12 protein-coding genes and 2 pseudogenes are annotated in these 12,837 nt (G+C 52.0%); 12 read left to right on the top strand and 2 right to left on the bottom strand.

Annotated elements, in window-relative coordinates:
• The first annotated feature begins 9 nt into the window (after positions 1-9).
• From araH to otsA, 3 genes are all read left to right on the top strand, one after another.
• Positions 10-990 (top strand): L-arabinose ABC transporter permease AraH, encoded by a 981-nt coding sequence (gene araH / locus ACHHZ6_RS01950; protein WP_032666953.1) that lies wholly within the window; start codon positions 10-12, stop codon positions 988-990.
• Between the two features lie 176 nt (positions 991-1,166).
• Positions 1,167-1,967, top strand: a complete 801-nt coding sequence (gene otsB / locus ACHHZ6_RS01945; protein ID WP_182271855.1) for a trehalose-phosphatase — start codon at positions 1,167-1,169, stop codon at positions 1,965-1,967.
• The gene (gene otsA / locus ACHHZ6_RS01940; RefSeq protein ID WP_395121642.1) at positions 1,942-3,366 is read left to right on the top strand and encodes an alpha,alpha-trehalose-phosphate synthase; all 1,425 of its coding nucleotides are present in this window, start codon (positions 1,942-1,944) and stop codon (positions 3,364-3,366) included. Before otsB ends, otsA begins: the two co-directional genes overlap by 26 nt.
• Positions 3,367-3,381: 15 nt before the next feature.
• Here the strand turns inward: otsA and uspC are convergent, their stop codons facing one another.
• Complete coding sequence (uspC, locus tag ACHHZ6_RS01935; protein WP_182919867.1) at positions 3,382-3,810, bottom strand: universal stress protein UspC; 429 nt, start codon at positions 3,808-3,810, stop codon at positions 3,382-3,384.
• Between the two features lie 797 nt (positions 3,811-4,607).
• Here uspC and flhD point away from each other — a divergent pair.
• The 8 genes and pseudogenes from flhD to ACHHZ6_RS01895 all read left to right on the top strand — a co-directional run.
• Entirely contained in the window at positions 4,608-4,958 is a 351-nt protein-coding gene (gene flhD / locus ACHHZ6_RS01930; RefSeq protein ID WP_196390118.1) for a flagellar transcriptional regulator FlhD, read from the top strand.
• A gap of 2 nt (positions 4,959-4,960) precedes the next feature.
• Complete coding sequence (flhC, locus tag ACHHZ6_RS01925; RefSeq protein ID WP_010432486.1) at positions 4,961-5,539, top strand: flagellar transcriptional regulator FlhC; 579 nt, start codon at positions 4,961-4,963, stop codon at positions 5,537-5,539.
• Positions 5,540-5,662: 123 nt separating this feature from the next.
• The gene (gene motA / locus ACHHZ6_RS01920; protein ID WP_008500417.1) at positions 5,663-6,550 is read left to right on the top strand and encodes a flagellar motor stator protein MotA; all 888 of its coding nucleotides are present in this window, start codon (positions 5,663-5,665) and stop codon (positions 6,548-6,550) included.
• Complete coding sequence (gene motB / locus ACHHZ6_RS01915) at positions 6,547-7,476, top strand: flagellar motor protein MotB (protein ID WP_182271851.1); 930 nt, start codon at positions 6,547-6,549, stop codon at positions 7,474-7,476. The genes motA and motB overlap by 4 nt, the downstream gene beginning before the upstream one ends.
• A 4-nt stretch (positions 7,477-7,480) precedes the next feature.
• Positions 7,481-9,513 (top strand): annotated as a pseudogene (gene cheA, locus ACHHZ6_RS01910) (chemotaxis protein CheA).
• A 19-nt stretch (positions 9,514-9,532) separates the two neighbouring features.
• Positions 9,533-10,036, top strand: a complete 504-nt coding sequence (gene cheW, locus ACHHZ6_RS01905) for a chemotaxis protein CheW (protein WP_182271849.1) — start codon at positions 9,533-9,535, stop codon at positions 10,034-10,036.
• A 111-nt stretch (positions 10,037-10,147) separates the two neighbouring features.
• Positions 10,148-10,345: a hypothetical protein gene (locus ACHHZ6_RS01900; RefSeq protein WP_395121641.1), complete on the top strand. Its 198-nt coding sequence runs from the start codon at positions 10,148-10,150 to the stop codon at positions 10,343-10,345.
• Positions 10,254-10,481, top strand: a pseudogene (locus tag ACHHZ6_RS01895) (IS4 family transposase); the annotation flags it as partial. The gene ACHHZ6_RS01900 and the pseudogene ACHHZ6_RS01895, both read left to right, overlap by 92 nt.
• A 100-nt stretch (positions 10,482-10,581) precedes the next feature.
• Here ACHHZ6_RS01895 and ACHHZ6_RS01890 read toward each other — a convergent pair.
• Positions 10,582-11,841, bottom strand: a complete 1,260-nt coding sequence (locus ACHHZ6_RS01890) for a dicarboxylate/amino acid:cation symporter (RefSeq protein ID WP_182271848.1) — start codon at positions 11,839-11,841, stop codon at positions 10,582-10,584.
• Between the two features lie 419 nt (positions 11,842-12,260).
• Between ACHHZ6_RS01890 and ACHHZ6_RS01885 the strand changes: the two genes are divergently transcribed.
• Positions 12,261-12,833 (top strand): spore coat protein U domain-containing protein, encoded by a 573-nt coding sequence (locus ACHHZ6_RS01885; protein ID WP_182271847.1) that lies wholly within the window; start codon positions 12,261-12,263, stop codon positions 12,831-12,833.
• Positions 12,834-12,837 lie beyond the last annotated feature (4 nt).

Raw genomic sequence — 12,837 nt, 5'->3', positions numbered from 1 at the left:
GAGTTAATGATGTCCTCTGTTACTACATCCGGAGTGCCGAAGTCGGCTTTCAGTTTTGGACGCATCTGGGATCAGTACGGCATGCTGGTAGTTTTTGCCGCACTGTTCCTCGCCTGCGCGATATTTGTACCTAATTTTGCCACCTTCATTAATATGAAAGGGCTGGGGCTGGCTATTTCCATGTCCGGCATGGTGGCCTGCGGGATGCTGTTCTGCCTGGCGTCCGGTGATTTCGACCTGTCCGTGGCCTCCGTGATTGCCTGTGCAGGCGTCACGACGGCGGTGGTGATCAACATGACCGAAAGCCTGTGGATTGGCGTGCTGGCAGGTCTGCTGCTGGGTGTCATCAGTGGCCTGGTGAACGGTTTTGTGATTGCGCGTCTGAAGATTAACGCGCTGATCACGACACTCGCGACCATGCAAATTGTGCGCGGTCTGGCCTATATCATCTCTGACGGTAAAGCCGTGGGGATTGAAGACGAGCGCTTCTTTACCCTGGGCTATGCCAACTGGCTGGGCTTGCCTGCGCCAATCTGGCTGACGGTGGCCTGCCTGATCCTGTTCGGTTTCCTGCTCAACCGTACTACCTTTGGCCGCAATACGCTGGCTATCGGCGGTAATGAAGAAGCGGCACGCCTGGCGGGTGTTCCGGTTGTGCGTACCAAAATCATTATCTTTGTGCTTTCCGGACTGGTATCTGCTGCGGCGGGGATTATTCTGGCTTCACGTATGACCAGCGGCCAGCCAATGACCTCCATCGGTTACGAGCTGATCGTGATTTCAGCCTGCGTACTGGGGGGCGTTTCCCTGAAAGGCGGCATCGGAAAAATCTCATATGTGGTGGCCGGGATCCTGATCCTGGGGACCGTTGAGAACGCCATGAACCTGCTGAATATCTCTCCGTTCTCGCAGTATGTGGTTCGCGGTCTGATCCTGCTGGCAGCGGTGATTTTCGACCGTTACAAGCAAAAAGCGAAACGTACCGTATAACGCGATCCCTGCCTTTTTATTGCTCAACTTATAACCATAGTTGACTTCTCAACCGCTCCGCCAGTTTTGCTGGCGGGGCGGTGGTCAAATGGCGAGCAACGTCACACTGTCTATACTTACATGGCGATGATTGAGGTAATGGCTTTTACCTCTCGAAAACTGTAAGGAGGAAAAGGGTGGCTGACTCGTTAACCGCACCGCCTGTACTGCCCGGAAATTTTGCATTCTTTTTTGACCTCGATGGCACGCTTGCTGAGATAAAACCACATCCTGACCAGGTGGCGATCCCTGCCACGGTTCTTCAGATGTTGCACCAACTCTCGCAGATGAATGAGGGAGCACTGGCATTGATATCAGGGCGCTCAATGGCTGAGCTGGATCAGCTCTCCAGGCCTTATCGCTTTCCGCTAGCCGGTGTACACGGAGCGGAGCGCCGCGACATCCATGCTCACACGCATATCGTTTCACTCCCCGATGCATTAACACAAACGCTACAGGCGCAGCTCTCTTCGGCACTGGCTGAACTGCCAGGCACGGAGCTGGAAGCCAAAGGTATGGCGTTTGCTTTGCACTACCGGCAGGCCCCACAGCATGCCGACGCGGTACTTGCGCTGGCCGCTGAGATCGTCAGCAGGTACCCACAGCTGGCCCTGCAGCCGGGAAAATGCGTGGTGGAACTGAAGCCCAAAGGGGTTAATAAAGGTGCGGCGATTGCCGCGTTTATGGTGACGCCGCCTTTTCGCGGCAGGACGCCGCTCTTCATGGGAGATGACCTGACCGATGAGGCAGGGTTTTGCGTGGTGAACCAGGCCGAAGGGATCTCAGTCAAAGTGGGGCCAGGTGAAACCATCGCCGGGTGGCGTCTGGCCAATGTCGCCAGCGTCTGGCAGTGGATCACTGACGTCGCCAGCCAGCAACAACACATAGCGCGAAACAACGGGGGAAACCATTATGGGTCGTTTAATCGTCGTTTCTAACCGTATCGCAGTGCCTGATGACAAAAAGGTCAGTGCCGGTGGACTGGCAGTAGGCGTTTTAGGTGCCTTAAAAGCCGCTGGTGGGCTGTGGTTTGGCTGGAGTGGTGATATCAGTGATGAAGAAAAACCGCTCAAAAAAGTGACGCGCGGCAATATCACGTGGGCATCCTTTGCCCTGAAGGAGAAAGATTACGAAGAGTATTACTCCGAGTTCTCCAATGCGGTGCTGTGGCCTGCATTTCACTACCGTCTTGACCTGGTAAAATACCAGCGCGATGCCTTTGATGGCTATATGCGGGTAAATGCACTACTGGCGGATAAACTGCTGCCCTTAGTCGGGAAAGACGATATTTTATGGATCCACGATTACCATCTGCTTCCCTTCGCCAGAGCGTTGCGGGAGCGGGGGGTGAATAACCGGATTGGCTTTTTCCTGCATATTCCGTTTCCTACACCGGAAATTTTTAACGCCATTCCGCCACATGAAGATCTGCTGGAGGCGCTGTGTGACTACGATTTGCTGGGCTTTCAGACGGAAAATGATCGGCTGGCATTCCTGGACTCTGTATCAGGCAAAACGCGGCTGGTGACAAAAGGCGGTAAAACGCACACAGCCTGGGGAAAGGCATTTCACACCGAAGTGTATCCGATCGGTATTGAGCCGGAGGAGATTGCCGAACAAGCATCCGGGCCATTGCCACCAAAGCTGGCGCAGCTCAAGAACGAACTGAAACACGTAAAGAATATCTTTTCAGTGGAACGGCTCGATTATTCCAAAGGGTTGCCGGAGCGTTTTCTGGCGTACGAAACCCTGCTGGAAAAGTATCCTCAACACCGCGGTAAGATCCGTTATACGCAGATAGCGCCAACGTCGCGGGGTGAAGTTCAGGCTTATCAGGACATCCGCCATCAACTGGAGATGGAGGCGGGGCGGATTAATGGTCGCTATGGACAGCTAGGCTGGACACCGCTGTTTTATCTGAATCAGCATTTTGAACGCAAGATCCTGATGAAGGTGTTCCGCTACGCCGATGTTGGTCTGGTCACGCCGCTGCGTGACGGGATGAATCTGGTCGCAAAGGAGTATGTGGCAGCACAAGATCCTGCTGATCCTGGCGTGTTGGTGTTATCTCAGTTTGCAGGAGCCGCGAATGAGCTAACGTCAGCGCTTATCGTTAACCCTTACGATCGCGATGATGTTGCTAATGCGCTCGATCGTGCGTTAACAATGCCGCTAACGGAACGTATTTCCCGCCATGCTGAGATGATGGACACTGTCCGTAAGCATGATATCAACCACTGGCAGGCGCGTTTTATTCACGATCTGCGCAAAATCATCCCGCAAAATCACGCCATGCAGTTGCAAAAAAAGATCGCAACATTCCCTAAACTGGCGTGATATTCCTCCTGGGGGTTAATGGCCCCCAAGAGGCACTAACAAAACATCAACCTGGCTTGAGGCAACAATCGATTTTGCCGCACAGGCTGCGCGAGAAAAAAAACTGTGGTTATGATTACCGCAAATAACCAAATCAATATTCTGCTTACGGCACATGCTAAGAATATGTTCGTTTAATTCCCCTGTTGCAATGACAGTCTGGTGAACAGGGTATTGAGCCTTTTCGACCAGCTCCAGCAGAAATTGCTGCGTTTCCTCCTGAAGAACGTCACGAATATCTTCAAGCATGGGCGCTGCCAGTTGATTATACATTTCAGGTTCTGCTGCAAGGGTGATCAGGCTGATACGGGCATTGTTCGGTCTGGCGATGGAGACAGCACGGGCGACAAGCTGGTGGCTTTCCGGTGAAACAGCAACAGAAACAAGAAGATGAGTGTAACCCATCGCATACTCCTTAGACGTCTGAAACACGGTGTTTTAGCCAGCTTTACCGCGAATCTCCCGCTTCTGCAAGAGGTGAATACGACATTAGTGTGAAGCTTATCATAATTATTCATTAATTATTCTTATAAGAAGAATAATTGAAAACGAAGTCTCGATGAAAAAAATTAACAACTTAACGTAAATCACACAAATTTCTGTTTGCAGCATGAAATCGTTGTGGCGGGGGATAAACACAATTCGAATGATTAGGGTGCGAAATTGTTACCTTGCGCACCGATTATAACTATATGTTTTTTATGAATAATAAAAATCACCCTCCGGGTGTGGTATGACCTGTTCAGGTGGCGTAGTCAATAATGCGCAATAAAGCAATTGGTGCTACCCCGCCAGACCATGCTTTTGCATGAGTATTCGTCTTCTAAGAATACAAAATAGCATTTTTTGTTTAAAAAACGACCAAATTACAAGTCGCGCTGATGGATTTATGGGTAATATTCACTTAAATTGTGTGATGTGGATCACATTTTTTTAAATTTGGGAGTGGCTGCATTGTATGTGGCAAAACTGACGAGTAGAGTTTGCGTCGAATTAGGAAAAATCTTAGTTATTTGTAAGAAATGATAAAGCGTGTAAGGGCACATTTTTGTGTACCTGTTGCGCGTTTTGCTGCATACAAACCTTAATTCAACTATGCATTTGGCCTTTTCTTTTTTTTTATACCGGGTGTTTTCCCGGCGACATCACGGGGTGCGGTCTTTCCGCATAAAAATAATAGTTGGTTATTCGGGATGGGAAAAATGCATACATCCGAGTTGCTAAAACATATCTATGACATCAATTTGTCATATTTACTGCTTGCACAGCGTTTGATTAGTCAGGACAAGGCGTCCGCGATGTTTCGTCTTGGCATTAACGAAGAAATGGCCACCATGCTGGGCGGATTAACGCTCCCGCAAATGGTAAAGCTGGCCGAAACGAATCAACTTGTTTGTCAGTTCCGCTTTGATAATCCGCAGACCATCACACGTCTGACACAGGAATCCCGTGTTGACGATCTTCAGCAGATCCATACCGGTATTCTTCTTTCCACTCGCTTGCTCAACGAAATCAGCCAGCCTGATGACGTAGCCCGTAAGAAAAGAGCTTAAAAATGAGCGAAAAAAGCATTGTTCAGGAAGCGCGTGACATACAGCTGGCAATGGAACTGATTACGCTGGGTGCTCGTTTGCAAATGCTGGAAAGCGAAACTCAGCTGAGCCGTGGTCGTCTCATCAAACTGTATAAAGAGTTACGCGGTAGCCCTCCGCCAAAAGGGATGCTGCCGTTTTCAACAGACTGGTTTATGACCTGGGAACAGAACATCCATGCATCCATGTTCTGTAACGCCTGGCAGTATCTGCTAAAAACCGGTTTGTGCAGCGGCGTTGATGCCGTGATCAAAGCGTATAAACTCTACCTTGAGCAATGCCCACAGCAGGAAGATGGCCCCCTGCTGGCGCTGACCCGCGCATGGACGCTGGTGCGTTTTGTTGAAAGTGGAATGCTTGAACTGTCGCGCTGTAATTGCTGCGATGGCAATTTTATTACCCATGCTCATCAGCCTGCTGGCAGCTTCGCCTGTAGTTTATGCCAGCCTCCATCCCGTGCAGTAAAAAGACGTAAACTTTCCCGGGATGCTGCCGATATTATTCCACAACTGCTGGATGAACAGATCGAACAGGCTGTTTAACCCGAACGTGTGGGCAAGATTCCAGCAGCGGTAAGCAATTACCGCTGCTTTTTTTTACCCCGCGTTCCGGTAACACACTCGAAATGAACGTCCTGCCTTAGTCACTAGCGGAAGGATGATGTCGTGCTTATCTTATTAGGTTACCTGGTAGTTCTCGGTACAGTTTTCGGCGGTTACATGATGACCGGCGGGCACCTTGGAGCACTCTATCAACCGGCTGAACTTATTATCATTGGCGGCGCAGGGGTAGGGGCTTTTATCGTTGGTAACAACGGTAAGTCGATCAAGGGAACGCTGAAAGCGATTCCGTTGCTGTTCCGTCGCTCGAAATACACCAAAAGCATGTACATGGACCTGCTGGCGCTGCTCTATCGTCTGATGGCGAAGTCCCGTCAGCAGGGGATGTTCTCGCTGGAGCGAGACATCGAAAATCCAAAAGAGAGCGAAATCTTTGCCAGCTATCCGCGTATTCTGGCTGATGCCATGATGCTGGATTTCATCGTCGATTACCTGCGTCTCATCATCAGCGGCAACATGAATACCTTCGAAATCGAAGCACTGATGGACGAAGAGATCGAAACCCACGAGAGCGAATCCGAAGTGCCGGCAAACAGCCTGGCGCTGGTGGGCGATTCCCTTCCTGCCTTCGGTATCGTTGCGGCAGTGATGGGGGTGGTCCACGCGCTGGCCTCCGCTGACCGTCCTGCGGCAGAACTGGGCGCACTGATTGCTCACGCGATGGTGGGAACCTTCCTCGGTATTTTGCTGGCGTACGGCTTTATCTCTCCGCTGGCCAGTGTTTTGCGCCAGAAGAGCGCCGAAACCACCAAAATGATGCAGTGCGTGAAGATCACGCTGCTCTCTAACCTCAACGGTTATGCACCACCGATCGCCGTGGAATTTGGCCGTAAAACGCTGTACTCCAGCGAGCGTCCGTCGTTTATCGAACTGGAAGAACACGTGCGTGCGGTGAAAAACCCAAACCAACAGACGACAACTGAGGACGCATGAAAAATCAGTCCCATCCGATCGTCATCGTAAAAAAGCGCAAGCACAAGGGGCATGGGCACGGTGCGCATGGCTCCTGGAAAATTGCTTACGCCGACTTTATGACCGCTATGATGGCGTTCTTTCTGGTGATGTGGTTGATTTCCATCTCCAGCCCGAAAGAGCTTATCCAGATTGCGGAATATTTCAGAACGCCGCTGGCGACTGCGGTGGCTGGTGGGCCACGCATTTCTAACAGCGACAGCCCAATCCCCGGTGGCGGCGATGATTACACCCAACAGAAGGGTGAGGTGAAAAAAGAGCCTAACATCAACGAACTGAAAAAACGGATGGAGCAGGCGCGTCTGAAGAAACTGCGTGGCGACCTGGACCAACTGATTGAAGCCGACCCGAAACTGCGCGCACTGCGACCACACCTGAAGATCGATCTGGTGCAGGAAGGTTTGCGTATCCAGATTATTGATAGCCAGAACCGCCCGATGTTCAAAACTGGCAGTGCGGAAGTTGAACCCTACATGCGCGATATTTTGCGCGCAATCGCACCGGTGCTGAATGGTATTCCAAACCGGGTGAGCCTTTCTGGACACACGGATGATTTCCCGTATGCCTCGGGTGAAAAGGGATACAGCAACTGGGAACTTTCAGCCGATCGTGCCAACGCCTCGCGTCGCGAGCTGGTGGCGGGTGGGCTTGATGATGGCAAAGTACTGCGCGTAGTCGGCATGGCAGCAACCATGCGCCTTTCCGACCGCGGGCCGGGTGATGCCATCAACCGTCGTATCAGTCTTCTGGTGCTGAACCAACAGGCGGAGCAGGCCATCCTGCATGAAAACGCCGAAAGTCAGAATGAGTCACTGGACGATTTAAAACAGCCTGGGGCCGTTCCTTCGGCTGCCGTTCCAACATCGCCACCAGCCAATCCGAGGTGATAGCGTGAGCATGGATATTAGCGATTTTTACCAGACATTCTTTGATGAAGCCGACGAATTGTTGGCCGATATGGAGCAACACCTGCTGGATCTGGTGCCCGAAGCACCAGATTCAGAGCAGCTCAATGCCATCTTCCGTGCAGCGCACTCTATTAAAGGCGGAGCCGGAACGTTTGGATTTACCATTTTGCAGGAAACGACCCATTTAATGGAGAACCTGCTTGATGAAGCACGACGCGGTGAGATGCAGCTCAATACCGACATTATCAACCTGTTTTTGGAAACCAAAGATATTATGCAGGAACAGCTCGACGCCTATAAAAGCTCGGCAGAGCCTGATGCCGCCAGCTTTGAATACATCTGCAATGCACTGCGCCAGTTAGCGCTGGAAGCAAAAGGTGAAGTGACCGCAGCCGTTGTCCCCGCGGCGAAACTGAGTGTTGTCGATGCCGTTGCCGGACAAGATGCTGCTCCGGCCGCAGCACAACCGGGCAAATTGCGCGTTGTGCTGTCTCGCCTGAAAGAGAGCGAAGTTAACCTGCTGGAAGAAGAACTGGGTAACCTGGCGACATTAAGCAATGTGGTGAAAGGCAAAGACAGCCTTGCCGCGACGCTTGACGACGGTATCAGCCAGGACGACATCGTGGCGGTGCTGTGCTTTGTTATTGAAGCGGATCAGATTGCTTTTGAAACCGAAGCCGCGGTGGTGGAAGCACCTGCCGGGGTGGAAGAAGTGGCTGTGGTTGCACAAGCGGCTGCACCTGCCGTGGTGCCAGCTGCGCCTGCACTGAAAGCGGTGCCAAAAGATGCCGCTGCACCAGGTCGTGGTGAAAAACCGGCCGCCCGTTCCAGTGAGTCCACCAGTATTCGCGTAGCCGTTGAGAAGGTTGACCAGCTGATTAACCTGGTTGGCGAACTGGTGATCACCCAGTCGATGCTGGCGCAACGTTCTAACGAACTGGACCCGGTAACCCACGGCGATCTCATCACCAGCATGGGGCAGTTACAACGTAACGCCCGCGATCTGCAGGAATCGGTGATGTCCATCCGTATGATGCCGATGGAATATGTCTTCAGCCGCTTCCCGCGTCTGGTACGTGACCTGGCCGGTAAGCTGAACAAGCAAATAGAACTGACGCTGATGGGCAGCTCTACCGAGCTGGACAAGAGCCTGATTGAACGCATTATCGACCCGTTAACGCACCTGGTGCGTAACAGCCTCGACCACGGGATTGAACTGCCGGAAAACCGCATAGCCGCAGGGAAATCGCCGGTTGGTAACCTGATCCTGTCAGCGGAACACCAGGGCGGTAACATCTGTATCGAGGTGACGGATGACGGTGCGGGTCTGAACCGGGAACGTATCCTGGCGAAGGCCATTTCGCAGGGAATGGCTGTTAACGAAAACATGACCGACGAAGAAGTGGGCATGCTGATCTTCGCACCGGGCTTCTCCACGGCAGAGCAGGTGACGGACGTCTCCGGGCGCGGTGTCGGTATGGACGTGGTGAAACGTAACATCCAGGAGATGGGTGGCCACGTTGAGATCAAGTCTAAGCAAGGTTCAGGTACCACCATACGCATTCTGCTGCCGCTGACGCTGGCGATCCTGGACGGTATGTCTGTCAAAGTGGCGGACGAAGTCTTTATTCTGCCACTGAACGCGGTGATGGAATCGCTGCAGCCGCGTGAAGAAGATCTGCACCCGCTGGCGGGTGGTGTGTCCTCGAAGTGCGTGGTGAATACCTGCCGCTGGTGGAACTGTGGAAAGTCTTCGAAGTGGACGAGGCCAAAACCGAGGCCACGCAGGGTATCGTTGTGATCCTGCAAAGCGCGGGTCGCCGCTATGCGCTGCTGGTCGACCAGCTGATTGGTCAGCATCAGGTGGTGGTGAAAAACCTCGAAAGTAACTACCGTAAAGTGCCAGGTATTTCAGCCGCCACCATTCTGGGTGATGGTAGCGTGGCGCTGATCGTCGATGTGTCGGCGCTTCAGGGATTAAATCGTGAACAACGTGTGGCGTACACAGCCGCCTGATTAAGTAAAAGGTAATAACATGACCGGTATGAGTAATGTAACGAAACTGGCGGGCGAGCCATCAGGACAGGAATTCCTGGTATTCACTTTAGGCGATGAGGAGTACGGCATCGATATCCTGAAAGTGCAGGAAATCCGTGGTTACGATCAGGTGACCCGCATCGCTAACACGCCTGCATTTATTAAAGGTGTTACTAACCTGCGTGGCGTGATTGTGCCAATCGTTGACCTGCGTGTGAAATTCAGCCAGGGCGACGTTGACTACAACGACAACACCGTGGTGATTGTCCTGAATCTGGGTCAGCGCGTGGTGGGTATTGTGGTGGATGGTGTGTCTGATGTGCTGTCGTTAACGTCTGACCAAATCCGCCCGGCACCGGAGTTCGCGGTCACGCTGTCCACCGAATACCTGACAGGGCTGGGTGCGCTCGGCGATCGTATGCTGATTCTGGTGAACATTGAGAAGCTGCTGAACAGCGAAGAGATGGCACTGCTGGATATCGCGGCGAATCACGTAGCGTAGGTAAAAGCAAAACGGCAACTTCGGTTGTAATGCCGATCAGTTAAGGATCGGTTGACCGATCCAGTGGCTGTGTAAGAATCCGGAAATGCTCACCCGTTTCCGGATTTTTTTATGCACATTGGACAGGCTCTTGATCTGGTATCCCGTTACGATCCTCTGCGTAACCCGCTGACTTCTCTGGGCGATTATCTGGACCCGGAGCTCATTTCCCGCTGTCTGGCCGAATCAGCTGAGCTTCTCAGAATCATGCGGAATGGTCATGAGAATGCTGATGACCCTGCAGGGAGCGTCACCAGGTCGTATCCCTGAGCTAATGCGAGATCTGGAAAGTATGGGGCAGATGGTCAGGTTGCCGACAAGAAGGGAAAGGGCCTTCCAGAGGGTGGTGAATGAGAGGCCCTGGAGATACCCCACAGCCCCGAAAAAGGGCCAGTCAGTTGCTTAACTGACTGGCATTACAACTGAGGTTGCTGTTTTTAGTGTTTGCTCCCTCTCCCGTGGGAGAGGGTTGGGGTGAGGGCAACAGACCTCACCTTTTTTACATCTTAAGCTTCCTGCTCCACCAGCTCCGTTTCCGCTTCCCGCTTCCCTTCATTTTGCGACAGCATCGCAGTAGCAATACCGTTACCCAACACGTTAATAGCGGAACGGCCCATATCCAGGAAGTGATCGATACCCATCAGTAACAGAATACCTGCCACCGGAATATTGAAGCTTGGGATAGTCGCTGCCAGTACCACCAGAGAAGAGCGTGGTACGCCTGCAATCCCTTTTGAAGCCAGCATCAGGGTCAGCATCAGTACCGTAACTTCCGAGAAACTCAGGTGAATGTTGTACGCCTGTGCAATAAACATCGAGGCAAAAGAGCAGTACACCATTGAACCTACCAGGTTAAAGGAATAACCAATTGGCAGGACGAAAGAGGCGATATTGCGTGAGCAGCCAAAACGTTCCAGCTGTTCCAGCGTTTTTGGATATGCTGCTTCAGAGCTGCTGGTGGTAAACGCAACCAGCACCGGATCTTTCAGCATGCTGACCAAACGAAACACCTCTTTTTTCAGCACCATGTAGCCCACTGCCAGCAACACCATGCAGGTGAGGAAGATCGCCACATAGTAACCGCCAATGAAGGAGGCATAGTTCAGCAGGATGCCGAGACCCTGTGTGGCAATAACGGATGAAATGGCGGCGAAAATTGCCAGCGGTGCCACGTACATCACGTAACCGGTCACTTTCAGCATGATGTGAGAGACGACGTCCAGCGCTGCCACCAGCGGGGCGTTGAATTTCTGCCCCAGAGACGCGCCGCCAATGCCGAAGAACATGGAGAACACCACGATCTGCAGAATTTCATTGTTCGACATTGCCCCGGCGATGCTGGTGGGAATGGTATGAGACAGGAAGGCTTTCAGCGTCATTCCGCCGACTGCCAGGCCGGTATCCACCGCTTCCGTTGGGATTGTCAGGTTCAGACCACTACCCGGGTGTTCCAGGGTGACAATAAACAGCCCCACCAGAATAGACAGCACGGATGAGCTAATAAACCACACCATCGCTTTACCGCCTACGCGACCAATGGTGGACGTTTCGCCCAGTTTCATGATACCGACCGTTAACGTACTGAAGACCAATGGTGCAATCACCATTTTAATCAGTCGCAGGAAAATATCGGTCAGGAGTGTGATGTTATCCGACCAGGTTTTGATGGCATCCGGTGAGGCATATTCATGAATTGCCGCCCCTGAAAGAATACCCGCCAGCATGAATATCACAATGAAGAGTGTGAGTTTGTTTGCACTTGCCACGAAAAAAGACCCTCTATGCGCTTAAGAGTGAGCCCACGCTGCTACATATAGAATTTTTATTACAGCGCAGGAAAAGATTCGGCACATAAATTGAAGTAAAGCGGGGGGAGATACAACTGATTTTTAATTTTTATTAAATTTGTTGTCGCTGTTACGACGATATATTGTGAGGTAGATCACATTTTCATGGGTATATACTCAGACTCTGGAAAGAAAATTTTCTTTAAATCATTATAACGAATTGTATTTAAAGTAAATTCCTTGTCAATACAACAAATGTAGCAGGGGGTGGTTGAAGTAGTAACCATAAACTAGATTCTCAATAACCCCCCTTTGCGGCGTATTTAGCGGGGCTAACATGCTGAGCGGTATAAATAAAATTTGGAAAGCGAACGGAAACGTCTTCTGGAGGTGGGTAAATGAAAAGAAAACGCCTTTTGATATGTGCAGGAGCCTTGCTGCCCGTCGTAACAGCCCCGCAGGCGCTGGCGGTAACCAGTAGTGGCACCATCGGGGTAACGCTGACACTCACCAATGGCTGTCTGATCAACAGCTCGCCAACCCAAAACGGCATTAACTTCGGCACCCTGGATTTCGGGACCCATCCTGCAACCTTTTCCACGCTGACCACCCAACTGAGCGGAGCCAGCGGCGGCAATACCTTCACCATCCAGTGTACAACTGCCAGCTATTCGGTGGCGATCACCGGCAACACGAATGCCACGGCACCAGGCAACGTTGTTGGCACGCCAGGCACGCCCGAGCGTTATCTGATTAATACCGCCAATGCGGCGCAGGGGGTGGCCTATAGCCTTTACAGCGACGGTGGGTTTAACACCGTGGTTGCCAATAACGTCGCTCTGCCGGTTGCGTCGACGGCAGGCGGGGTTGATAGCTATACCCTCTACGGGCGGATCACCGGGGGTGGCAACAGCGTCACGGTTGTGCCAGGTACCTACACCGATACCATTAACGTTAGCGTGACCTACTAACTTC

It is taken from the genome of Enterobacter cloacae complex sp. 2024EL-00214, from assembly GCF_043945575.1.
Lineage (GTDB): Bacteria > Pseudomonadota > Gammaproteobacteria > Enterobacterales > Enterobacteriaceae > Enterobacter > Enterobacter cloacae_P.
This window is presented reverse-complemented; position numbering and strand designations above follow the sequence as displayed.